Annotated in this window: 22 protein-coding genes; 12 read left to right on the top strand and 10 right to left on the bottom strand. The window is 74.8% G+C overall.

The window, feature by feature from the left end; translation table 11 throughout:
• Window positions 1-10: 10 nt before the first annotated feature.
• Window positions 11-445 (bottom strand): metallopeptidase family protein, encoded by a 435-nt coding sequence (locus tag ACFEMC_RS16460; RefSeq protein WP_380170637.1) that lies wholly within the window; start codon window positions 443-445, stop codon window positions 11-13.
• Between the two features lie 100 nt (window positions 446-545).
• Here ACFEMC_RS16460 and ACFEMC_RS16455 point away from each other — a divergent pair, with 100 nt between their 5' ends.
• The 5 genes from ACFEMC_RS16455 to ACFEMC_RS16435 all read left to right on the top strand — a co-directional run bounded on the left by ACFEMC_RS16455 (window position 546) and on the right by ACFEMC_RS16435 (window position 4220).
• On the top strand, window positions 546-962 hold the full coding sequence (locus ACFEMC_RS16455; protein WP_380170636.1) for a DUF3499 domain-containing protein: 417 nt from the start codon (window positions 546-548) through the stop codon (window positions 960-962).
• 80 nt (window positions 963-1042) lie between these two features.
• Window positions 1043-1312, top strand: coding sequence for a hypothetical protein (locus tag ACFEMC_RS16450; protein WP_367638564.1), 270 nt, complete (start codon window positions 1043-1045; stop codon window positions 1310-1312).
• Between the two features lie 72 nt (window positions 1313-1384).
• Entirely contained in the window at window positions 1385-2854 is a 1470-nt protein-coding gene (locus ACFEMC_RS16445) for a phosphomannomutase/phosphoglucomutase (protein WP_380170635.1), read from the top strand.
• Window positions 2851-3066, top strand: coding sequence for a Trm112 family protein (locus ACFEMC_RS16440; protein ID WP_380170633.1), 216 nt, complete (start codon window positions 2851-2853; stop codon window positions 3064-3066). The genes ACFEMC_RS16445 and ACFEMC_RS16440 overlap by 4 nt, the downstream gene beginning before the upstream one ends.
• The gene (locus tag ACFEMC_RS16435) at window positions 3063-4220 is read left to right on the top strand and encodes an SIS domain-containing protein (RefSeq protein ID WP_380170632.1); all 1158 of its coding nucleotides are present in this window, start codon (window positions 3063-3065) and stop codon (window positions 4218-4220) included. The genes ACFEMC_RS16440 and ACFEMC_RS16435 overlap by 4 nt, the downstream gene beginning before the upstream one ends.
• Window positions 4221-4230: 10 nt before the next feature.
• On the opposite strand, the gene ACFEMC_RS16430 is transcribed toward ACFEMC_RS16435, so the two are convergent.
• The 6 genes from ACFEMC_RS16430 to ACFEMC_RS16405 all read right to left on the bottom strand — a co-directional run bounded on the left by ACFEMC_RS16430 (window position 4231) and on the right by ACFEMC_RS16405 (window position 11076).
• On the bottom strand, window positions 4231-6066 hold the full coding sequence (locus ACFEMC_RS16430) for an EAL domain-containing protein (RefSeq protein ID WP_380170631.1): 1836 nt from the start codon (window positions 6064-6066) through the stop codon (window positions 4231-4233).
• A 71-nt stretch (window positions 6067-6137) separates the two neighbouring features.
• Entirely contained in the window at window positions 6138-7262 is a 1125-nt protein-coding gene (gene wecB, locus ACFEMC_RS16425) for a non-hydrolyzing UDP-N-acetylglucosamine 2-epimerase (protein ID WP_380170630.1), read from the bottom strand.
• The gene (locus ACFEMC_RS16420; protein WP_380170629.1) at window positions 7255-8115 is read right to left on the bottom strand and encodes a hypothetical protein; all 861 of its coding nucleotides are present in this window, start codon (window positions 8113-8115) and stop codon (window positions 7255-7257) included. Before ACFEMC_RS16420 ends, wecB begins: the two co-directional genes overlap by 8 nt.
• Before the next feature lie 9 nt (window positions 8116-8124).
• Window positions 8125-9528, bottom strand: a complete 1404-nt coding sequence (locus ACFEMC_RS16415) for a glycosyltransferase family 2 protein (RefSeq protein ID WP_380170628.1) — start codon at window positions 9526-9528, stop codon at window positions 8125-8127.
• Window positions 9521-10087: a hypothetical protein gene (locus ACFEMC_RS16410; protein ID WP_380170627.1), complete on the bottom strand. Its 567-nt coding sequence runs from the start codon at window positions 10085-10087 to the stop codon at window positions 9521-9523. The genes ACFEMC_RS16415 and ACFEMC_RS16410 overlap by 8 nt, the downstream gene beginning before the upstream one ends.
• Entirely contained in the window at window positions 10084-11076 is a 993-nt protein-coding gene (locus ACFEMC_RS16405) for a hypothetical protein (protein WP_380170626.1), read from the bottom strand. Before ACFEMC_RS16405 ends, ACFEMC_RS16410 begins: the two co-directional genes overlap by 4 nt.
• Here ACFEMC_RS16405 and ACFEMC_RS16400 point away from each other — a divergent pair.
• The 6 genes from ACFEMC_RS16400 to ACFEMC_RS16375 all read left to right on the top strand — a co-directional run bounded on the left by ACFEMC_RS16400 (window position 11069) and on the right by ACFEMC_RS16375 (window position 18198).
• Window positions 11069-13084, top strand: a complete 2016-nt coding sequence (locus ACFEMC_RS16400; protein ID WP_380170625.1) for an ATP-binding protein — start codon at window positions 11069-11071, stop codon at window positions 13082-13084. The genes ACFEMC_RS16405 and ACFEMC_RS16400 overlap by 8 nt on opposite strands.
• Before the next feature lie 115 nt (window positions 13085-13199).
• Entirely contained in the window at window positions 13200-14675 is a 1476-nt protein-coding gene (ahcY, locus tag ACFEMC_RS16395; RefSeq protein WP_380170623.1) for an adenosylhomocysteinase, read from the top strand.
• 72 nt (window positions 14676-14747) lie between these two features.
• Window positions 14748-15359, top strand: coding sequence for an SGNH/GDSL hydrolase family protein (locus ACFEMC_RS16390; RefSeq protein WP_380170622.1), 612 nt, complete (start codon window positions 14748-14750; stop codon window positions 15357-15359).
• 25 nt (window positions 15360-15384) lie between these two features.
• Window positions 15385-15627 carry a hypothetical protein gene (locus tag ACFEMC_RS16385; protein WP_380170621.1) on the top strand — a complete coding sequence of 81 codons (243 nt, stop codon included), beginning with the start codon at window positions 15385-15387 and terminating at the stop codon, window positions 15625-15627.
• Between the two features lie 13 nt (window positions 15628-15640).
• Window positions 15641-17680: a glycogen debranching protein GlgX gene (glgX, locus tag ACFEMC_RS16380; protein WP_380170620.1), complete on the top strand. Its 2040-nt coding sequence runs from the start codon at window positions 15641-15643 to the stop codon at window positions 17678-17680.
• A 32-nt stretch (window positions 17681-17712) separates the two neighbouring features.
• Window positions 17713-18198 (top strand): hypothetical protein, encoded by a 486-nt coding sequence (locus ACFEMC_RS16375; protein ID WP_380170619.1) that lies wholly within the window; start codon window positions 17713-17715, stop codon window positions 18196-18198.
• A gap of 24 nt (window positions 18199-18222) precedes the next feature.
• Here the strand turns inward: ACFEMC_RS16375 and ACFEMC_RS16370 are convergent, their stop codons facing one another.
• Window positions 18223-19131, bottom strand: coding sequence for an RDD family protein (locus ACFEMC_RS16370; RefSeq protein WP_380170618.1), 909 nt, complete (start codon window positions 19129-19131; stop codon window positions 18223-18225).
• 62 nt (window positions 19132-19193) lie between these two features.
• On the opposite strand from ACFEMC_RS16370, the gene ACFEMC_RS16365 reads away from it, so the two are divergent.
• Complete coding sequence (locus ACFEMC_RS16365) at window positions 19194-21158, top strand: S9 family peptidase (RefSeq protein WP_380170617.1); 1965 nt, start codon at window positions 19194-19196, stop codon at window positions 21156-21158.
• Here the strand turns inward: ACFEMC_RS16365 and gap are convergent.
• The gene (gene gap / locus ACFEMC_RS16360) at window positions 21145-22155 is read right to left on the bottom strand and encodes a type I glyceraldehyde-3-phosphate dehydrogenase (RefSeq protein WP_380170616.1); all 1011 of its coding nucleotides are present in this window, start codon (window positions 22153-22155) and stop codon (window positions 21145-21147) included. The two genes, ACFEMC_RS16365 and gap, sit on opposite strands and share 14 nt — an antisense overlap.
• A 93-nt stretch (window positions 22156-22248) precedes the next feature.
• On the bottom strand, window positions 22249-23211 hold the full coding sequence (locus ACFEMC_RS16355) for a GlxA family transcriptional regulator (protein ID WP_380170615.1): 963 nt from the start codon (window positions 23209-23211) through the stop codon (window positions 22249-22251).
• Window positions 23212-23224: the final 13 nt, after the last annotated feature.

The following is a 23224-nucleotide window of genomic DNA, read 5'->3' as shown; positions in this document are numbered from 1 at the left end:
GGCAGCAGGGTCAGTCGCCGTACCGGGGGTCCACGTCCTCGGGCGGCAGGTCCAGCAGGTGCGCCACCTGCTCGACCACGACGTCGGCGACGAGGTCGTCGAGGTCGTCGCCGTCGGCCCGCGTCTCCAGCGGCCGGCGGTAGAGCACGACACGGGCGGGTCGCTGCCCCTGGGCCGGGAACAACCGGCCCAGGGGCACGACGTCGTCCTCCCACGGGGCCGGGTCGGAGGGGGGCACGTCCTCCACGGCGAACTCCACACCCGCCAGCTGCTCGGCCCAGCGCCGCTCCAGCAGCTCCACGGCGTCCAGGACGAGGTCGTCGAAGCGTTCGGCCCGCGTCCGCGCGGCGGGCAGCGTCGCCGGCAGCAGCGGCCCGCGCAGGCCGCGGCCGTGGCGGTCGCGGCGTCGGCGGGGGCGCGTCTGCGCCCGGCGTCGGAGGACCACCGGGCGAGAGTACCCGCGACCCCCCACAGGGCCGGCACCCACGACTCGCCCTCCCGGCGGTGCACGGCAACCGCCCCGGGTGCGGGGTAGCGTGCCGCGCGTGACCACCCGCACCCCAGGAACGAACGCCTCCCGCCCGGGAGCCGGCCGATCCACCGCACCCAGCGCCCGGCGCTGCTCGCGGACCGCCTGCGGGGGCACCGCCGTCGCCACCCTGACGTACGTCTACAGCGACTCCACCGCCGTCCTGGGCCCGCTCGCGACGTTCGCGGAACCGCACACCTACGACCTGTGCGCCGTGCACGCCGAGCGCCTCACGGCCCCCCGCGGCTGGGAGGTCGTCCGCCTCGCCCCGGAGCTGCTCGAGGCCGCCAAGCACCACGACGACCTCGACGCGCTCGTCGACGCGGTGCGCGACCGTCCCCTCCCGGGCCGCGGCGCCCGCACCATCGACCCCGACGCCCCCGCGGTCCGCCGCGGACACCTGCGCGTCATCGGGGACCGCGACCAGGTCTGAGACGTCCCGGGCCCGCCGGTCCGCACCGCGTCACCCGGTCGGACGACTCAACCCGGCGGGTCGCCTGCCGATGGAGTCCCGTGCCAGCCGCCAACGCGCCCCGCGCCTCCCGCCGCCCCCGCGCCGCCCGCACCGCTCCGCCGCTGGGCTCGCTGACCCAGGCGGCCCACCGCGAGACCGCCGTGTGCGCGCACTGCGGCAGCGAACGCGTCACCCAGCTGTCGATGTCCCTCACCGACGGCACCCCCGTGCAGTTCGTGTCCTGCCACGTGTGCGAGGAGCGCAGCTGGATGTCCGCGGCCGGCCCCATCACCGTCGACGGCGTCCTGGAGCGTTCGCGCAAGCGCTGAGACCACCCGGCTGGGGCAGCGCGGGCCCGCACGACGGGGGCGCTGCGGGGTGTCGCTTGTAGGCTCCCCAGCGTGACCGCCCCGACCGTGAACCTGTCGTCCGTCATCAAGGCCTACGACGTCCGGGGCACCGTCCCCGACCAGCTCGACGCCCGCGTCGTGCGCGCCATCGGCGCCGCCTTCGCCGAGGTCGTCGTCCTGCCCGAGACGCCCGCCGGCCAGGGCGCCAAGGCCGTCGTCGGGTACGACATGCGCCCCTCCTCCCCGGAGCTGTCCGCCGCCTTCGCCGACGGGGTCGCCTCCCGCGGCGTCGACGTCACCGTCATCGGCCTGTGCTCCACCGACGGCCTGTACTTCGCCAGCGGCTTCCTGCAGGTCCCCGGCGCCATGTTCACGGCCAGCCACAACCCCGCCCAGTACAACGGCATCAAGCTGTGCCGCGCGGGCGCCAAGCCCGTCGGCCAGGACACCGGCCTGTCCGCCGTCCGCGAGCTGGCCCAGAGCTGGCTCGACTCCGGCGAGGTCCCCGACGGCACCGGCGCCGTCGGCACCGTCGACGCGCAGGACCTGCTGAAGGCCTACGCCGCCCACCTCCGCTCCCTCGTCGACCTCACCGGCGGCCGCCGCCTCAAGGTCGTCGTCGACGCCGGCAACGGGATGGGCGGGTTCACCGCACCCGCGGTCCTCGGCGACGACGCCGGGCTGCCCGCGCTGCCGCTGGACGTCGTCCCGATGTACTTCGAGCTCGACGGCACGTTCCCCAACCACGAGGCGAACCCGCTGGACCCGGCGAACCTCGTCGACCTGCAGCGGGCGGTCCCCGCCGAGGGCGCCGACATCGGCCTGGCCTTCGACGGCGACGCCGACCGCTGCTTCGTCGTCGACGAGAAGGGCGACCCGGTCAGCCCCAGCGCCGTCACCGCGATGGTCGCCCGTCGCGAGATCGCCAAGGAACTGCGCGCCGGCCGGCAGCCCGTCGTCATCCACAACCTCATCACCTCCCGGGCCGTGCCGGAGATCGTCACCGCCGACGGCGGAACCCCCGTCCGCACGCGCGTCGGGCACTCCTTCATCAAGCAGCGCATGGCCGAGGAGGGCGCCGTCTTCGGCGGTGAGCACTCCGCGCACTACTACTTCCGCGAGTTCTGGTCGGCCGACACCGGGATGCTCGCCGCGATGCACGTCCTCGCCGCGCTCGCCGAGCAGGACCGCCCGCTGTCCGAGCTCGCCGCCGAGTACGAGCTGTACGCCGCCAGCGGCGAGATCAACTCCACCGTCGACGACGCGGTCGCCGTCACCGAGGCCGTCGTCCAGGTGGTCACGGAAACGGCTGCGGCGGAGGGGGAGACGCTGGAGGTCGACCGGCTCGACGGGGTGACGGTGTTCCACCCGGCCTCCGACGCCCAGCCCATGTGGTGGTTCAACCTGCGGGCCTCCAACACCGAACCGCTGCTGCGGCTGAACGCCGAGGGCGCCGACGAGGCGACCATGGCCGTGGTCCGCGACCGGGTGCTGGCGATCGTCCGCGGGGAGTCGGCGTGAGCGCCCCGCAGGACTCCGCCGAGGGTTCGCGGGCGACCGACTGGGTGCTCGAACTCCTGCGCTGCCCGCTGACGGGCCAGCCGCTGCACCCCGTGACCGTCGACGGCGCGGAGTTCCTCGCCACCGGTGACGGCATCCGCTACCCCGTCGTCGACGGAGTTCCCGTGCTGCTGGTCGACGCCGCCCTCGACGTGCCCGGGGACGCGTCGTGACCGCCCTCGACGAGACGCTGCTGGCCGACGGCGACGCCCTCGCCGCCGCCGACGTCGGCGGCGTCCTGCGCGCCCTGGCCAGCGCCGGGGCCCAGGTCCGCGAGGCCGTCGACCTGTCCGCCGAGGCCGGGGTGGCGCGCCTGGCCGACGACGACCGGCCGCGGGCTGTCGTCGTCGCCGCGCTCGCCGGCAGTTCCGCGGTCGCGGACGTGCTCATCGCCCTCGCGGGACGCGGCTGCCCCGTGCCCGTCGTCGTCCGGCACGGCGGCCCGCTGCCCAGCTGGGTCGGGCCGCTGGACCTCGTCGTCGCCGTCTCGCTGTCCGGCCGCGCGCCGGGCCCGGTGGCGCTCGCGGTCGAGGCCTCGCGCCGCGGGGCCCGCGTCGTCACGGTCGCGGGGGAGGGGTCCCCGCTGGCCGAGGTGGGCGCCCGCCCCGGCAACGTGCAGGTCCGGCCCGCTCGCGGCGTCCGCGCCGACGGCGGCGACCCGCGGTCCTCGCGCGTGGCGCTGTGGTCGCTCCTGACCCCCGTCCTCCTCGCCTGCGACGCCATGACGCTGCTCAAGGCCTCCCCGGCCGACCTGGCCGGCGTGGCCGACCGCCTCGACGCCGAGGCCGAGGCGTCCCGGCCGTGGACCGAGACCTTCGTCAACCCGGCCAAGAACCTGGCGCTGGAGCTGTCCGGCGCCGTCCCCGTCGTCCTGGCCGACGGTGACCTCACGGCCGCCGCGGCCCGGCGCGCGGCGTCGATGCTGGCCCGCACCGCCCGCGTGCCCGCGGTCAGCGGCGCGCTGCCGGACGACGCCAGCGAGGTCGTCGCCACGTTCGGCGGCCCCTTCGCCGCCGGCGTCGACGACGTGTTCGCCGACCCGTTCCTCGACGGGCCGAGTGGACCGCGCCAGCGGCTCGTCGTCCTGCGCGACGCCTTCGCCGCCGTGCGCGACGAGGACCGCCGCCTGGCCGACGCCGTCACCCAGACGGCGTCCGACGCCGGGGTGCGGACCTCGGAGGTGGTGGCCGACGACGGAACTCCGCCCCAGCGCCTGGCCCAGCTCATCGCCCGCACCGACTTCGCGGCCGCCTACCTCGCGCTCGCGTCCGGTACGGACCCGGCCGTGTCGCCGCAGGTCGCCGACCTCAAGGACCGGCTGGGCTGACCCCGGCAGGTCAGCTGAGGGCGGGCACGGGGTCTCCGGCCCCGGCGAAGACCTGTGCGGCCGGGACGGGCCGCGCGAAGTGGTAGCCCTGCAGCACGTCCGCCCCCAGGTCGCGGACGAGGTCAGCGGTGCGGGCGTCCTCGACACCCTCGGCCACCACCTCCATCGACAGCCGGTGGGCGAGGTCCACGAGGGCCTGGACGATGGCGGCGTCCGCTGGCGCCTGGGGTGCCGCGACGACGAAGGACCGGTCGATCTTCAGCTCGTCCACGGCCAGCTGCCGCAGCATGGTGAGGGACGTGTAGCCCGTCCCGAAGTCGTCGATCGACACCCTCGCACCGGCCGCTCGCAGCGCGGCCAGGACCTCCGAGGCCCCCTCGGGGTCCTGAAGGAGCGCGCTCTCCGTCACCTCCAGGGTCAGCACCCCCGGGTCGAGGCGGTTGACGGCGACCGCCCGGCGGACGGCGTTCACGAGCGAGGGGTCGCTGAGGACGACCGGGGAGACGTTCACGGACATCCCGACGTCGCGTCCTTCGGCCCGCCACGTCGCGCACTGGGCTGCCGCGGTGCGCAGCACCCAGTGGGTCAGGCCCACGATCGCGTGGCTGCGCTCGGCCAGGGGCACGAAGGCGGCCGGGCCCAGCAGCCCGTGCACGGGGTGCTGCCAGCGCACGAGCGCCTCGACACCGAGGGTGCGGCCCGTGCCCGCGGACACGAGGCGCTGGTAGTGCACCTGCAGTTGGCCGGCCTCGATCGCCGACGGCAGCTCGGCGTGCAGGCGCAGGTCGTCGGCGTCGACGGTGCCCGACCCCTCGGCGACCGCCACGCGGTGCCGGTCGTCCACGGCGTGCACTGCCGCGACGTCCGCGAGCGCCAGCAGGGCGTCGATGTCCCGCCCGTGCTGCGGTGCGCAGGCCACCCCGATCGAGACGTCCGGTCGCAGCTGCAGGCCCCGGCCCGGACCCTCCGCCTCGAGCTCGACGTGGTCGCGCAGGACCTGGCGCAGGACGCGCCCCTCGTCCAGGCCGGTGCGGGTGGGGTCGCCGCTCCCGTCCAGCTCGGCCGGCCGCACGACCGCCAGCGTGTCCTGGTCCAGGCGCGCCACGACCGCGCCCGGGAGGGCGGCGACCCGGCGCGCGCACTCGGCGACCACCTCGTCGGCGGCGGCCCGCCCGAGCGCGAGCCGCAGGTCGCGCAGGTCGTCGAAGTGCACGACGCTGACCGTCGCCTGGCCGTCCAGGCCCTCACCTTCCTCCAGCTGCCGCGCGCAGGTCTCCAGCAGCCCCCGGCGGTTCAGCAGCTCCGAGGTGGCGTCGCGGCGCGACCGCAGGGCCGCCAGCTGCAGCACGGAGCGCACCCCCAGGACCGGGAGCACGGTGGTCGCCGGCAGGACGAGCACCCAGCCGAGCACCTGGTCCGGGTGTCCGGAGGCCAGGAGCGCCGCGGGCAGCAGCACGTACGGCAGGACGGTGGCCGCGACGACCTGGCGGCGCGAGCGCAGGTAGGGGATGTGCAGGGCCGAGGCGCAGTACAGGGCCACCAGGACCCCCACCGCCGGTGACCCGTCGACGCACCACACGCTGACGGACGTGGACAGCCCCGCCGACACGATCCCGGTGCGCGGCCCGGGCGCCGGCCAGGACGGGAGGGCCAGCAGGCCGAGACCGCTCAGGACACCCAGCGTGGCGATGGCGAGCACCGGCCCGCCGCGGACGTCCCCCCACCCGGGCGCGAGCACGACCGAGGCGTTGATGAGGCTGGTGATCAGGTACCCCACCCCGAGGACGCGGCGGTCGGGGCCGTCCTCACCCAGGTCGACCGGTCCGGGGTCGCGTCGTGTCGTCACCTTCTAGACATCGTCCCGGGGCGTCCGCCGACGGAGGGGCCGGACGGGTGAGGCCCCGCGCCCGGCGCTGCTCAGGAGAACTGCGCGGACATCCAGACGGCCGGCGGAGCCGGCACCTCGCCCACCGCGAGCTGCGCGATGCGCTGGGAGGCCAGTCCGTCGCCGTAGGGGCTGGCGGTCGTGGCGATGCGCGCCAGCGACTCCGCGGACAGCATCCGCCCGGCGTGGGCCACGAGGTCCTCCGGCTCGCTGAGGACGGAGAACCCGGCGGCGACGGACTCCGGCCGCTCGGTGCTGGTGCGCACCACCACCAGGGGCTTGCGCAGCACCGTGACCTCCTCCTGCACCCCGCCGGAATCCGACACCAGCAGCGAGGCGCTGCGGGCGAAGGCGAGGAACGTGCGGTGGTCCACGGGCGGCAGCACCCGCACCGCCGCGGGCACGTCCACCCCCCAGGCCGCCAGCGCCTTGCGGGTGCGCGGGTGCAGCGGCAGCGCGACGGGGGCGCCGAGCCGGCCGAGGCCGTCCAGCAGCGCACGCAGCCGGACGGGGTCGTCCGTGTTCTCCGGCCGGTGGACCGTGGCCAGCACGGACCCGGCGGCCACGCCGTGCCCGGCGAGGACCCGCGCGGTCTCCGCCTCGTCCGGCAGCAGCGCCGTGACCGCCTCCACCACGGGGTTTCCCGTGACGAACACCGACCCCGCGGGCACGGCCCCGTCGAGGAGGTTGCGGGCGTTCTCCGGGGTGGCGGCGCAGTGCACGTCGGCCAGCGCCGAGACCAGCAGGCGGTTCGTCTCCTCGGGCATGGCCCGGTCGTGGCTGCGCAGCCCCGCCTCCACGTGCACCACGGGGATCCCGAGGTAGTGACCGGCCTGCGCCCCCGCGTTGGTGGTGTTGGTGTCGCCCTGGACGACGACGGCCCGCGGGCGGGTGCGCGCGAACAGCGAGGACAGCTGGTCCACCATCGTCGCCACCTGCCCGGCGCGGCTGCCGCCGCCGACCCCGGTGACGGCGGGCGCCACCGACGGCAGGCCGCAGGAGCGGAACACCGCGTCGGTGAGTTCGGGGTCGTAGTGCTGGCCGGTGAAGACGGCCTCGCCGTCCTCCCCGAGCGCGCGCAGGACCGGGGCCAGCTTGATGATCTCGGGTCGGGTGCCGAAGACGACGGCGACCTTTCCGGTGGAGTTCTCAGCCACGACGGGTGCTCCTCGTGCTCAGGGCCTGCAGGACGGGACGGCGGAAGCGCCAGCCGAGGACGGCGAGCGCGGCGGCGCTCAGCGGCGCGGCGGGTCCGGGAAGGGCGTCGGTCGGGACGGTCCTGGCGTTGGCCCCGCACGTGACGGTGCCGACGTTGACGGCGGCCACCGCGCCGGAGAGGAGGTTCACCGTCAGGGCGGTGACCTGGGTGCTGCCGGCCCCGGAGGGGGTGCTCGTGGACCGCAGGGCGAGCTGCGCCACGCCCGGCACGGTGACGCTGGACCCGGCCGCGGGGGCCGAGGTCAGCGTCTGGGTCGCGAGGCCGGAGACGTACACCTTCGCGTTCACCAGCTTCACGGCGCCCGTGGTGGCACCGGCCGACGTCGCGCTGCAGGAGGCGAGCACGGCGTCCGCCCTGAGCACGGTCCCCGGGACGAGGGTGATCTGCACACCACCCGTCCCGCCGCCGTTCACGGTGCACGTGCCGTCCGAGCCCACGGTGACGCTCCCACCGGTGCCGACGAGCCCGGCGCAGGCGAGGGAGGAACCGTCCGCGGAGGCGATCGCCGTCTGCACGGCGACCCCGGCGGTGATGCCGCTCTGCGCACTCAGTGCGGACAGGCTCGGTGTCTGCGCGCTGGTCTGGGTCGTCTGCGACCCGGAGTTCGCGGCGCTCGCCGTGCCGGTGCTCACGGTCGAGGTGCCGAGCACCCCGACGGTGACGGCGTTCGCGGTGGCCACGGACGTGTCGGCCGCGGCGGAACCGGCGGTGGCCAGCCCGAGCGCGGCGGCTCCGGCGATCCCTGCGGTGAGCAGGCGACCCCAGCGGCGGGGTGCGGTGTTCTCGTCCATGTCTGCTCCTCAGCTGCTCGGGACGGGGGTGGGGAGGGAGGTTTCCGCGACGGGCCGGTCGTTGGCCCGGGCGGTCTTGTGCCACTCGGTGCGGCCCTTCAGGACGCGGAACAGCGCGCGCCAGGCGCAGACCTGCAGCAGGTAGCCGTAGCCGATGTTCGCCACGGCCATCCACAGGGCGCCGCGGCGGGTGACGAACGTCCCGCAGTGCGTCCGGTAGAAGAGGCCCCACAGCGCGTGCGGCAGGACGCCGAACAGCAGGCCCAGGGGGATCAGGCCCCACGCGCCGGCCAGCAGCCACCTGTCCGCCCCCTGCGGGTCGCTGAAGGCGTAGTAGAGGGTCACGACCGAGGTCAGGGGGAACACGACGCTGCCGAACACCTGCGAGAACGGCACCCACATGTAGTGCGCGATCTCCAGGGCACCCGGGATCGAGATCCGCTCGGAGTTCAGGACCCGCCACAGGTAGCGCAGGCACTGGATGTTCCCCTGCGACCACCGGGTGCGCTGGCGCAGCAGGGGTCCAACCTGGCTCAGGCCGTCCTGGGCGACGAACGTGTCGTGGCAGTACTCGGTGCGGTGCCCGGCGAGCAGGACGTGCAGCCCGAGTTCGAAGTCCTCCAGCAGCGCACCGTGCCACGGCGTCCCGTTGTCGCGGGCGACGTCGTCGAGGGCGGTGAGGCGGGTGAACTGCCCGTTGCCGCCCATCGCCACGCTGCCGGTGCGGCGGCGCAGGAACTGCATCGCGGCGATGGGGCCGGCGAACTCCAGGTCCTGCAACCGGACGAGGATGTGGTCGCCCCTGGTGCGCGCCCGCGAACCCACGAGGCGGTCCAGGTCGGTGCCGACGAGGGCGTCGACGTCCTCGGTGATGCGGACCTGGACCTGCACCGCACCGACGGTCGGGTCGCCGAACAGCGTGGGGCCGGCGATGACGTCGGGGCAGAACTGCTCCAGGCGCCCGTCGGCGTCGACGACGCCCACGACGACGCGGGAGCGGTCGGCGCCTTCCGGCAGTTCCGCGCAGATGCGCCGGTAGGCGTCGTTCAGGGCGTCGCCCTTGCCCTTCCGTGCTTCCGGGGGGCGACGGCTGACGACGCGCACCTTCTCGTGCCGGGTCGCCAGCCAGGTGAGGAGTTCGTGGGTGTGGTCGCGCGAGTCGTCGTCGATGCACCACACGGTCGCCTCGGGGAAGGTGTCCAGCAGGTGCTGGACGGTTCCGACGATGACCGTCTCCTCGTTCAGGCAGGGGATGAGGACGTGCCAGTCGAAGTCGGCGCGGTCGCCCAGTTCCACCTCGCGGTGGCGCAGGAACGGGCGCAGGACGGTGATGACGTAGCTGAGGAACAGCACGCACAGCACGAAGGCCGCGGTGTTCAGCAGGGCGAGCCCGAGGTGAACGCTGCTACCCACGGCGCACCACCTGCGCCCCGCGGGTCAGCAGCACGAGGAACGTCAACCCGCCCAGCACGATGCCGACGGTGCTGACGATCGAGCCGCCGAGGACGTGGGTGAACCCGTACCCGCGCTCCAGGCCCCAGAAGTGGACGCCCGAGGCGATGGTCAGCAACCGCAGCTGGTTCACCGCGGCCACCACGAGGGCGGCGAAACCCAGCGCGCCGAGGGTGACGACGGCCGGCATCCGCCGCACCGGCAGCAGCAGGGCGGCGACGACGACGAACGGGACCAGCAGCACCACGGCGCTGCACCCGATGGTCACGGTGTGGCCCACGAGCTGACCGCCGACGCGGTAGAGCGTGTTGTCGGCCACGCAGAGGGCGTCCGGGCCCCAGGTGCTGCGGACGAGGAACGCGGAGGCGCACGCCTCGGCGTGCCGCACGGCGCGGTCGTGCCCCAGGAGGACGACCGTGGCGAGGAGGAGCCCGGCGGTGAGCGCGCAGCGCACGGGACCGACCTGGCGCAGGACACCGGCGAGCCGCGCTGCGCGGGGGGCGGGCACGGCGGCGCTCACGGGCGGGCCCCGTCGCGACGGGCGCGGTACAGGCGTTGCTCGGCCAGGGTCCACACCGCGCTGAGGTCGTCGGCCTCTCCCGAGGCCGCCCACGCGCCGGTGGCGTCGAAACCGGCGGCCCGCAGGGCGGTGGTCAGCCCGCGTTCGCTGGCCTCCACCTCCTCGGGGTCGACGTCCGGCAGGATCGCCCCGAACTGCCGGGCCGTGAGCCGGGAGACGGTGGCGTCGGGCAGGGCGCGCACGACGGTCTCGGTGGCCTTCTGCAGCCGGCTCGACGAGCGGACCCGGCCCAGGTCGACGACGAGCAGGGCGACCGGCACACCGCGCTCGACGGTGCGCCGGTCCTCCTGCTGCAGGAGGGCGCCCCAGCCGACACGGCTGGACAGCTCCGTCACCCGGTCGGTGGCGTCGCGGCGCACGGAGGCGCGGTCCGCCGCCCGCTGGGCGGCGTCGGCGGCGACCTCGGCCGCCAGCGCCTGCGACAGCAGTTCGGCGAAGGCCGTCATGAGCAGTTCGAGCCCCGGCTGCACCACCGTGCCGGGCCGGGAGTTCCAGCCGGCCATCGCCCCGAGGAGGCGGCCGTCGCCGTCGCGCAGCGCGGTGCCCGCGTAGGCGGTCATCCCGAGGGCGATCGCGGACGGGGCCCGCACGTAGTTGGGCACGAGGGTGATGTCCGGGGCCACGGCGGGCCCGAGGCCGTTGACCATCCGCCGGCAGACCGTGTCCGACCACGGGATGCGGCGGCCCGCGACGACGCCGGTCGCCTCGTCCGAGACCGCCAGCGGCAGCATCGCCAGGCCGTCGATGCGGCCCAGGTACCACGTGGTCAGACCGCTGCTGGCCGCGAGCGCCTCGACGGCTTGCCGCGCGCTGCGGCGCAGGGACGTGTCGGCCGCGTACCGCTCCGAGGGCCGGCGCGCGGAGGTCCGCGCCACGGCCGTCCGCGGCGAGGGCACCGCGCTGCGGGCCGCCAGTTCCACCATGCTCACGGCAGAGGCATCGGCCCGGGTGGCGACGGGGGAGATGGGCTGTTCGAGTACTAGAAGTTGTCTAGAGCATCTACACCTCAACGCTCTAGAAGTTTCCGTGCAGAAGGCCCGCGCCCGTGCCGATGGCTACGGGGTGACCACCTCCGCCGGGACCCGCACGTCCCGCCGCCGTCTCCTGTCCCACCGCGCCGCGGTCCTGGGCCTGCCCCTGGCGCTGCTCGGGGTCGGCGTCGGGGCGAGCGCCCTCGTCAGCGTCCAGCTGGAGCGTTCCGGCGACCAGCACGCCGACCAGGAGGTGAGGGACCTCGCAGAGGCCGAGGCCGGCGCCCTGGGCGACGCGGTGGGCACCTACTCGAGCACGCTGCAGTCCCTGGCCACCACGGTGGGCAACGGGCCGGCCCTCACCGAGGAGCAGTTCCAGGACCTCACCTCCACGATGACGTCGCTGCCCGGGGTCGCGAACATCACCTGGACCGTTCCCGTGGCCGACGACCCCGCAGCCGTCGCCGTGGCCCAGGAGCAGTTGCGCAGCCAGCTCGGCACGCGGCTGACCCTCCAGCCCCGGCCCACCCCCATCGGGGAGCACCGCTTCGTCGCCAGCTACCGCGCGGTCGACACCTCGGGGACGTCCCTCGGCGCGGACGCGGCGAGCGTGCCGCAGATCGTCCAGGCGGCGACCTCCGCCCGTCAGACGGGCCGCGTCACCGTCACCTCTCCCTACGTCCTGATCGCCGACCGCGGCCTGCCGCCGGAGCAGCAGCAGCAGTCGGTCCTGTTCACCGCCCCCGTCGTGGGCGGACCCGGGCAGGCCGACGAGGGCGTCTTCCGCGGCTGGGTCTCCGCCTCCTTCCGCACCGGCACCGTCCTGGACTCCACGGCCGACCGGAGCAGCCCGCTGCGGACGCGGCTGTCCCTGCAGGACACGACGGACACAGGGCACCCGCTGCCGCTGGCCGTCATCGACCCGGGATCGGCGCTGGTCGACCACTCCGCCCACGTCGACGTCATCGCCGGGACCCGCCGCTGGCGGCTGGAGGTGACGCCGACGGTGCAGGCCCACGCCGCGGAGGTCGGCCAGGGGCCCGTGGTGAGCTTCGCCGCGGGCAGCGCGGCGTCGGTCCTGCTGTCCGCGCTCGTCTTCTCGGTGACCGCCGGTCGTGGCCGCGCCCGCCGCCAGGTCGAGCAGGCGACGGCCGACCTGGCCGCCGAGGTGGCTTCGCGCCGGTTGAGCGAGGAGGCGCTGCGCACCCGGGAGTCCGAGCTCGGCGCCTACACCACCGTCGTCGCGGACCGCTTGCGCCTGCCGCTGTCCGGGCTGTCCCGGCTGGCCGAGGCCGCCCGGGAGACGGAGTCGTGGACGGCCGCGGACTGGCAGCAGCGCCTCGACCGCGTCGACCGCCGTCTGGACCGCGCCCGCCGGCTCGTGGACGACCTGCTCCTGTACGCGCAGGTCAGCGAGATGGCCCTCACCGAACGCGTCGTGGACCTCTTCGCGACCGGCACGCTCCTGGCCGACGAGCAGGAGGCCCTCACGGCCCACCTGCCCGAGGCCCTGCGGCCGCGCATCGAGGTGGGCCCGCTGCCGGAGGTCGTCGGTGAGCCCTGGCTGCTGCACCAGCTGCTCGGCCGCCTCGTCGACAACGCGGTCGTGCACGCCCCCGACGGCCAGCCGGCCGTCGTGACCCTGAAGGCCGAGCTGACCGGCTCGCGCTTCCGCGGGGAGGTCTGGCGCATCGAGGTCCGCGACCGTGGCCTGGGGGTGCCCTCCGAGCGTCGGACGAGCGTCTTCGAACCCTTCGCCGGGGAGGCGGCGGACGTGGAACTGGGGAGCAACCACCTCAGCCTGGCCCTGTGCCGGCGCATCGCGCTGCGCCTCGGCGGTGACATCGGCCTGGAGGACGACCCCCGCGGCGGCAGCGTCTTCTGGTTCACCCTGCCCGTGCGCAGCACGGCGGGGGTCCTGTCGGCCGCGGGCCCGGTGGCACCGCCCCTGCGGGCGCTCGTCTGACGCCCGCCCGGGACGGCACGTAGTCTGGAGGGCGCTCCGGCGCGCGGTGATGCCGCTCGAGGGCCCAGAGGGGCCGTGCCGGGGGAACGTCACGAACCGTCACGAGAGGACGAGAATGTCTTTCGAGTACCAGGTCCGGGACCTCTCCCTGGCCGAGGCCGGACGCCACGAGCTGCGTCTGGCCGAGCACGAGATGCCCGGACTCATGGCGCTGCGCGCCGAGTTCGGCGAGTCCCAGCCGCTGGCCGGCGCCCGCATCGCCGGCTCCCTGCACATGACGGTGCAGACCGCCGTCCTCATCGAGACCCTCGTCGCCCTGGGCGCGCAGGTCCGCTGGGCCAGCTGCAACATCTTCTCCACCCAGGACCAGGCCGCCGCGGCCGTCGTCGTGGGCTCCGGCACCCCCGAGGCCCCCGCGGGCGTCCCCGTCTTCGCCTGGAAGGGCGAGACGCTCGAGGAGTACTGGGCGCTGGCCGAGCGCATCTTCGACTGGGGCACCGACGCCGAGGGCCACCGCGTGGGCCCGAACATGATCCTCGACGACGGTGGCGACGCCACGATGCTCGTCCTGGAGGGCAAGCGCTTCGAGGCCGCCGGCGCGGTCCCGGCGACGACCCCGGACGACTCCGAGGAGTACGCCGTCGTCCTGGAGCTGCTGCGCAAGAGCCTCACCGAGGACCCGCAGCGCTGGACGCGCGTCGCCGACGGCATCCGCGGCGTCACCGAGGAGACGACGACGGGGGTGCACCGCCTCGCCGAGTACCACCGCAACGGCGTGCTGCCCTTCCCGGCCATCAACGTCAACGACTCGGTGACGAAGTCGAAGTTCGACAACAAGTACGGCACCCGGCACTCCCTCATCGACGGGATCAACCGCGGCACCGACATCCTCATCGGCGGCAAGACGGCCGTCGTGTTCGGCTACGGCGACGTCGGCAAGGGCTGCGCGGAGTCGCTGCGCGGCCAGGGTGCCCGCGTCGTCGTGACCGAGGTCGACCCGATCAACGCCCTGCAGGCCGCGATGGACGGGTACCAGGTCGTCCGCCTCGAGGACGTCGTGCGCACCGCCGACATCTTCATCACCGCGACGGGCAACAAGGACGTCGTCATGGCGGCCGACATCGCGAAGATGAAGCACCAGGCCCTCGTGGGGAACATCGGCCACTTCGACAACGAGATCGACATGCTCGGCCTGTCCCGCATCCCGGGCGTCGAGAAGGTCGAGATCAAGCCGCAGGTGCACGAGTGGCGCATCCCCGCCTCCGGTTCCGGGGACGAGGCCGTCGAGGCGCACAGCGTCATCGTCCTGTCCGAGGGCCGGCTGCTGAACCTGGGCAACGCGACGGGGCACCCGAGCTTCGTCATGTCGAACTCGTTCGCCAACCAGGTCGTCGCGCAGATCGAGGTGTTCACCAAGCCGGACGAGTACCCGGTCGGCGTGCACCGCCTGTCCAAGAAGCTCGACGAGAAGGTCGCGCGCCTGCACCTCGACGCCCTCGGCGTCCGGCTCACCGAACTCACGAAGTCGCAGGCCGAGTACATCGGCATCGACGTCGAGGGTCCGTACAAGCCGGAGCACTACCGGTACTGAGCCGCCCCGCACGCCGACGCCCGGCACCCCGCTCGGGGTGCCGGGCGTCGTCGTCCCTGGTCGACTGGTCGCGTGGCGTCCGAACCCCTCCGGTTGGCCCTCTTCGGGGACTCCCTCGCCGCCGGCGTGGGGGCGAGCTCGACGGCGGACACCCTGGGGCCCCTGGTGACCGCCGACCTCGCCGCCGCCGGCGTCGCGGCCGAGCACCGGGTCTTCGCGGTGTCCGGGGCGCGCAGCGCGGCGCTGGCGGGACAGGTCGCGGCGGCGGGGGCGTGGCCGCAGGTGGCCGCCGTCGTCGTCGGTGCCAACGACCTCACCCACGCCGTCCCGGTGGACCAGGCGGTGGCGGAACTCACCAGCGCCCTGCGGACCCTGCGCCGCGCCGGGGTGGAGGTCGTCCTCGTGCCGGCCCCCGACCTCGGCATCGTCGTCCACGTCCCGCCGGCGCTGCGGGAGTTCGCCCGCGCAGCCAGCGCGGACTTCCGTGCGGCGCAGAGCCGCGCGGCCGTCGCGCTGGGTGTGACGGTGGCCGACACCTCGGGCGCATCGGCGGACTTCGTCCGCGACCCGTCGATGTTCTCGGCCGACCGCTTCCACCCCTCCTCCGCCGGGTACCGGCGCATCGCGGCCGACGTGGCGCCGCTGGTGAGGGCCGCCGCGCGCACGGTCCTGGAACCGCGCTGAGGACCGGGTCTGGGACCATGGCCGGATGAGCTTGGAGGACGCCGCGTCGTGGGCCACGATCGCCGGCGGTGTCGCCGTGCTCGCCGCGTTCCTCCGCGGGTGCGTCCTCGTCGCGATGAAGTACCACCACCGCGAGCAGCGCCGATGGGAACGCACCGAGCAGGGTCTCGACTCCGGGCGGCTGCGGTGGTTCGTCTGGGTGCGCGCCCGCTGGCGGCTGTTCTGGGCCACGGGACGGTTGCGCACCCGTCGGGAGGAGCGCGGGTAGGTTCCGGCGCGCGGTGAGCCCGGATCGCCCGCAGGATCGGACGGTGAGCGACAGCACCCCCTACCCCCTCGGCGTCACCCTGCGCGAGAACGGGTTGAACGTGGCCGTGTACTCCGAGACGGCCGAGGCCGTGGACGTGGCGGTCTTCGACTCCGGCGGCGCCGAGACGCGCCACCGGCTGGACCGGCGGACGGGGCACGTGTTCCACGGCCTGGTGCCGGGAGGCGTCGGCACCCGCTACGGCTTCCGCGTGCACGGCGAGTGGGAACCGGGGGAGGGTCTGCGGCACAACGCCGCCAAGCTCCTCCTGGACCCGTGGGCCAAGGCCGTCGAGGGGTCCTGGGGGGCCGGTGAGGAGACGTTCGGGCACACGTTCGACGACCCCGAGCAGCGCAACGACACCGACTCGGCCGCCTCCGTGGCCAAGGCCGTCGTCGTCGACCCGGCCTTCGAGTGGGGCGACGACGCCCCGCCGCGCGTGCCGTACGCCGACACCGTCGTCTACGAGGTGCACGTCAAGGGCTTCACCCAGCAGCACCCCGACGTGCCGGAGGAGATCCGCGGCACGTACGCGGGCCTGGCGCACCCGGCCGCGATCCAGCACCTCGTCGACCTCGGCGTCACGACGGTCGAACTGCTCCCGGTCCACCAGTTCGTCCAGGACTCCCACCTCGCCGAGAAGGGCCTCCGGAACTACTGGGGCTACAACTCGATCGGGTTCTTCGCCCCGCACAACGAGTACAGCTCCGCCGGCGACGGCGGCGAGCAGGTCGCGGAGTTCAAGGAGCTCGTCAAGGCCCTGCACGCGGCCGGTCTCGAGGTCGTCCTCGACGTGGTCTACAACCACACCGCCGAGGGCAACCACATGGGTCCCACGCTGTCCCTCAAGGGCATCGACAACGGCTCGTACTACCGCGTCGTGGAGGAGGAGCCGGAGAGCTACTTCGACACCACCGGTACCGGCAACTCGCTCAACGTCTCCCACCCCGCGGCCCTGCAGCTCGTCCTCGACTCGCTGCGGTACTGGGTGACCGAGATGCACGTCGACGGGTTCCGCTTCGACCTGGCCACGACGCTGACCCGCCAGTGGGGCGACGCGCACGTGCACTCCGCGTTCCTCGACATCGTCCACCAGGACCCGGTCCTGGCCCCCGTCAAGCTGATCGCCGAGCCCTGGGACACCGCGGGCTACCAGGTCGGCGGGTTCCCGGCCCGGTGGTCGGAGTGGAACGGCAAGTACCGCGACGACGTGCGCGACTTCTGGCGCGGGCAGGGGTCGCTGGGGGAACTGACCCAGCGGATCACCGGCAGCCCCGACGTCTACGAGGCCGACCGCCGCTCGCCGCTGTGCAGCGTGAACTTCCTCACCGCCCACGACGGCTTCACCCTGGCCGACCTCACGGCGTACGACGAGAAGCACAACGACGCCAACGGTGAGGGCGGCGCCGACGGCGAGAGCGACAACCGGTCGTGGAACTGCGGCGCCGAGGGGCCCACGGACGACGAGGGGGTCAACGCCCTGCGCGCCCGGCAGCGGCGGAACCTGCTGACGACGCTGCTGCTCAGCTCCGGGGTGCCGATGATCCTCGGCGGGGACGAGTTCGGCCGCACGCAGCAGGGCAACAACAACGCCTACTGCCACGACGACGAACTGTCCTGGTTCGACTGGTCGGCCGTCGACGCCGACCTGCTCACCTTCACCCGCGACCTCATCGCCCTGCGCCGGGAGACGCCGGCCCTGCGACCGGAGTGGTACTCCGGCACCGCCGGTCCGAACACCGTCTCGCTGCGCGCGGACGGGGAGCCGATGGGGCAGGCGGAGTGGGACGACGCCAACGCCCGCGCCTACGCGGTGCAGTTCCAGGCCGAGGGGTCGGCGACGGTGCTGCTGCTCGTCAACGGGGCGACGAACCCCGTCGAGTTCACCGTCCCGCCGGCGCCCGGTGGGCCCTGGACGCTCGTCGTGTCCTCCGACCCGCAGCAGGAGGTCGGCCGTGAGGTCGCCGAGCTGCTCGTGGGGGAGTGGTCGACGACGGTCCTGCGGTCGGCCTGATCGACCGGGCTCCGCCTGGCACGATCGGGGGCGTGAGAGCTCACCGCTGGCCGCCCGCCGTCGAACCGGAGGACCTCGGGGCCGTCGTGCACGGCCCCGTGGTCCTCGCCCGGGCCCCCGGGATCGTCGCGGCCCTGCGCTGCGTCTTCGCCCACTCCACCGGGCTGTCGCTGCCGTTCGTCCTGCGCGCCGAGGGTGTGCAGGCCGAGGCAGCGCTGCGCCAGAGCCGGTGGGGCGGGATCGACGACGACGGCCCGCAGGGCTGGTCCGAGCCCGCCGTTGCCGTCCGCGTCGGTGGGCACGAGGGCTTCGCCGATGCCTCGCAGGCCAGTGGCTCGGGCGGCGAGGACGCCTACGACCTCGACGCGAACTTCTGGATCGGCGTCCTGCCCGACCAGGCGGCGGGCGACCACCGCCTCGAGCTCACGGTGTCGTGGCCGCAGGCTGGACTGCCCGGGACGACGACGGTGCTGACGCTGCGGTCGTGGACCCCGGACGAGGTCCTGCGGTTGCTCTGAGCCGGGGGCGCGGGGACCGGGGCGTCAGAGCCGTCCGATCGTCCTCTCCAGCTCGCGGGTCCGGTTCTCCCGCCGTTCCATGCGCGCGAACTCGCGGTCCCGGCGCTCCACCAGCACGGCCACGAGGAAGCGCTCGGGGTCGGTGCCGGGGGGCGGGGCGGGGGAGACGTGCGGCAGCAGGGCGTCCGCGAGTTCGACGCGCAGCGCCTCGCGGGAGGAGGGGTTCAGCGTGGCCGTGCGCGCCAGGAACTGGCGGGCCGCCGTGGTCGTCGCCAGCGGCAGCCGCCCGATGTCGGCCGTGCGGGCCCAGCCGGCCAGCTCCGGGGGCATCGGCGGCAGCGGCCGGTGGCGGGCCGCGGTCCGCTCGCGGACGACGTAGGTCCCGGCGAGGAGGTCCCCGAGGCGCTTGCCGCGCGCGTTGACGAGCGAGCAGATGATCGCGGGGCTGCCTGCCAGGGCCCACAGCTCGAAGAACCCCGTGACGGCACGGACGAGGCAGTGCCGGAACCGCACCGGGCCCCCGTCGTCGCGGACGGTGCGCACCCCCACGACGAGCTTGCCGACGGACCGGCCGCGCGTCGCGGTCTCGACGGCCGTGGGGATCCCCACCAGGCACAGCACGGTGACGCTCAGCCCGAGCGCCGCCGTCGTGGCCTCGCTGCTGTCGCTGAGCAGGGAGGTCGACCCGATGACGGCCGCCAGCAGGACGATCCCGACGACGACGGCGTCGAGGACGGCGGCGAGGATGCGGGAGGCGAACGAGGCCGCGCGCAGCCCGAGGACGACCGCTTCCCCGGTGACGATCTCCCCGACGGGCTCACCGACGGGCAACCCGGCGGGTTCCCCGGCTGGTCCCCCGACGGGACCCCCGGCCGGTGGCGCGACGGCCGGGGCGACCGGCTCGTCCACGGGCGGCGGGGCGGGGGTGCTCACGCCCCCACGGTACCGACGCGGGCCCCGGGGGACCGTGCTGCGGCCAGGGCTACGGTGGGCCGGTGGACTCCCACGGAGCGTGGACCTCACCGTTGCAGGCCGCCGACGTCGCCGCTGCCGGCCTGCGGTTCTCCGGCGTCGTCGTCGCGGCGGACGGCACGCTCTGGTGGGCCGAGGGCCGCCCGGCCGAGGGTGGCCGCGTCGCCGTCCTGCGCCGTGGTCCGGACGCGCAGGCCGACGCGGTCGAGGAGTTCGCCCCCGCCCTCGACGCCCGCACCCGCGTCCACGAGTACGGCGGGGGTTCCTGGGCGCCCGTCCCCGGGGGCGGGCTCGTGCTCGCCTCCGCCGCCGACCAGCGCTGGTTCCACGTCGCGGCGCCCGGAGCCGAACCCCGCCCCCTCGTGCCCGCCGACGGCGTCCGCTACGCCGACCCGGTGCCCTGGGGCCGCGGCGTCCTGCTCGTCGCCGAGGAGCAGAGCGCGACCGGCCGCGGCGGGGCGTTGCGCCGCAGCCTCGTCCACGTCCCCCTGGACGGGTCCGCGGCCACCGCCGGCCCCACCGAGCTCTTCACCGGCCCGGGGTTCCTCGCCGCGCCGCGGGTGTCCCCGGACGGCCGCCGGCTCGTGTGGATCAGCTGGGACCACCCCGACATGCCCTGGCAGCGCACGCAGGTGTGGACGGCGCAGCTGGCGGACGGGCCGGACGGCCCGCGGCTGGACGACGCCCGCGTCCTCGCAGGCGCGGAGGGGCGCGAGTCCCTCGTCCACTCGGGGTTCGCCCCCGACGGCACGGTGCTCGTCGTGAGCGACCGCAGCGGGTTCTGGAACCTCTGCGAGGTCGCGGAGGACGGGGAGCTGCGGGCCCTGCTGCCGGAGGACGCCGAGCAGGGTTTCCCGCCGTGGACGTTCGGGACGACGTCCTGGGCCGCCCTCGGCGACGGGCCGGACGACGACCGCATCGCCCTGCTGCACGCGGCGACCGGGCAGGGTCAGGTCGGGTACCGGCTCGACGTCCTGCACCGGCGCAGCGGGCGCCTCGACGTGCTCGAGCTGCCGTTCACGGCGTACCTTCCCGCGGTGTCCGCGGCCGGCGGCTGGATCGGAGCCGTCGCGGCGTCCCCGGAACTGTCCGCGCGGGTGGTCCGCGTCGACGCCCTGGCGGGAGAGGTGCTGACGGCGCGGACGTCCGGCGTGTCGCCGGACCCCGCGTTCCTGCCGGTGCCGGAGTTCCTCACCGTCCCCAGCGAGCGCGGCCGGTCCGTCCACGCGTACCGGTACCCGCCGACGCACCCCGACCACGGGTCCGACGGGGCCGCGCCGCACGTCCTGTTCGTCCACGGCGGGCCCACGGCCCAGTCGCTCGCGGCGTACTCGCCGGAGGTCGCGTTCTTCACCTCCCGCGGCATCGGCGTGGTCGACGTCCAGTACGGCGGGTCGACGGGGTACGGCCGCGCCTACCGCGAGGCGCTGGACGGGAACTGGGGCATCGTCGACGTCGAGGACTGCGCGGCGGTCGCCCGGTACCTCGTCGCCGAGGGCCTGGCCGCGCCGGGGAAGGTCGGGATCCGCGGCGGCAGCGCCGGGGGCTTCACCGTCCTGGCCGCCCTCACCGGGACGGACGCGTTCTCCGCGGGGACGTCGTACTACGGCGTCGCGGACCTGCGGGCGCTGGCCGAGGACACCCACGACTTCGAGTCCCGCTACCTGGACTCCCTCGTCGGGCCGCTGCCGGCGGCCGCCGACGTGTACGCGCAGCGCGCGCCGCTGCACCACGTCGACGGGCTGACGTGCCCCGTCCTGTTGCTGCAGGGCGCCGACGACCCGGTCGTCCCGCGTCAGCAGGCCGAGACCTTCGCCGACGCGCTGCACCGCAAGGGGTTGCCGCACGCGCTCGTCGTGTTCCCCGGCGAGCAGCACGGGTTCCGGCGGGCCGAGAACGTCGTCGCCAGCCTGGAGGCGGAACTGTCGTTCTACGGTCAGGTCTGGGGTTTCGACCCGCCGGGGATCCCGCGGCTCAGCCTGCGCTGAGCAGTCCCAGGACGTCGACGACGCGGTTCGAGAAACCCCACTCGTTGTCGTACCAGGCGACGACCTTGACGTGCCGGCCGTCGACGCGGGTCAGGGCGGAGTCGAACACCGAGGAGTGCGGGTTGCCCGTGATGTCGCTGGACACCAGGGGTTCGGTGGAGAACTCCAGCACGCCCGCCAGCGCGCCATCGGCCGCCGCGCGGTAGGCGGCCAGGACGTCCTCCCGGGTGACGTCGCGGGTGACGACGGTGTTCAGCTCGACGATCGAGCCGACCGGCACCGGGACGCGGATCGAGTCGCCGGACAGCTTCCCGTCCAGCTGCGGCAGCACGAGCCCGATGGCCTTCGCGGCCCCCGTGCTCGTCGGGACGATGTTCACGCCGGCGGCGCGCGCCCGGCGCAGGTCGCGGTGCGGGCCGTCCTGGAGGTTCTGCTCCTGGGTGTAGGCGTGGACCGTCGTCATGAACCCGTGCTCGATGCCGGCGAGGTCGTCGAGGACCTTGGCGAGCGGGGCGAGGGCGTTCGTCGTGCAGGACGCGTTCGAGACGACGACGTGCCGCTGCGGGTCGTAGGCGTCGGTGTTCACACCGTAGGCCAGGGTGACGTCCGCGCCGTCGGCCGGGGCCGAGACGAGGACCTTGCGCGCCCCCGCCGCGACGTGGGCCTTGGCCGCGTCCGCCGACGTGAACCGCCCGGTGGACTCCAGGACGAGGTCGACGTCCAGCTCGGCCCACGGCAGGTCCGCCGGGTCGCGTTCGGCGAGCACGCGGATGCGGTGCCCGTCGACGACGAGGTGGTCCCCGTCGACCTCGACGGTGCCGGAGAACCGGCCGAGCGTGGAGTCCCAGCGCAGCAGGTGGGCGAGGGCCTCGGGCGCGGTGAGGTCGTTGACCGCGACGACCTCCAGGCCGGTCGGGCTGACGGCGTCGCGCGCCAGGAGCGCGCGGAGGGAGGAGCGGCCGATGCGGCCGAAGCCGTTGATGGCGATGCGGGTCATGGCTCCACCATCGGCGGCGCGGGGGCCGTCGACCAGTGGCGAGACAGCCGTCGTCCGCAAGCTTCTCGCCACGCCGGGAGGGCCCGCGGAGGGTCAGGGGGCGAAGGTGTGGCGGTAGTCGCTCGGCGACGTCCCGAGGATCCGGGCGAAGTGCAGGCGCAGGTTCGCGCCCGTCCCGAGCCCGACGCGCGCGGCGACCTGCTCGACGCCGAGGTCGGTGCGCTCCAGCAGTTCGCGGGCCGCGTCGACGCGGGCGCGCAGCACCCACTGCATCGGGGTGTACCCGGTGTTCTCCACGAACCGGCGCGAGAACGTCCGCGTCGACACCCGCGCGTGCCGGGCGAGGTCGGCCAGCGTCAGCGGTTCCCCGAGCCGCGCCAACGCCCACTCACGGGTGCCGGCGAACAGCTCCCCGACGCCCTCGGGCACGCTGCGGGGCACGTACTGCGCCTGCCCGCCGCTGCGGTACGGCGCGGCGACGAGGCGGCGGGCGACGTGGTTGGCGTGCGCGACGCCCTGGTCGCGGCGCAGCAGGTGCAGGCACAGGTCGAGGCCGGACGCCGCCCCCGCGGACGTCAGCACGTCCCCGGCGTCGACGAACAGGACGTTCTCGTCGACCTGCACCGCGGGGAAGCGCTGGGCGAGCGCGCGGGTGTAGTGCCAGTGCGTCGTGGCGCGGCGGCCGTCGAGCAGCCCCGCCGCGGCGAGGGCGAAGGCGCCGGTGGAGATGGCGGCGAGCCGGGTCCCGCGGGCGTGCGCCGCACGCAGCGCCTCGACGACGGCGACCGGCGGTTCCGTCGTCGCGGGTTCGCGGTAGCCGGGGACGAACACCGTCTGCGCCCACGCGAGCGTCTCGAGCCCGGACTCCACCGAGTACGCCAGCCCCTCGCCACCGCGGACGAGTCCGGGCGCGGCGCCGCACACGCGCAGCTCGTAGGGCATCGAGGGCCGCCGGGAGAAGACCTGGGCGGGGATGCCGACGTCGAGCGGTTTGGCGCCGTCGAGGACGAGGACCGCGACCCGGTGCAGCGGTGCGGGCGACGCCTCCGGACCCATGCCCGGACGTTAG

The sequence above is a fragment of the Kineococcus sp. DHX-1 genome (assembly GCF_042473625.1).
Classification (GTDB): domain Bacteria; phylum Actinomycetota; class Actinomycetes; order Actinomycetales; family Kineococcaceae; genus Kineococcus.
Note: the sequence above shows the minus strand (reverse complement) of the source record. Positions and strands in the feature narration are given on the sequence as shown.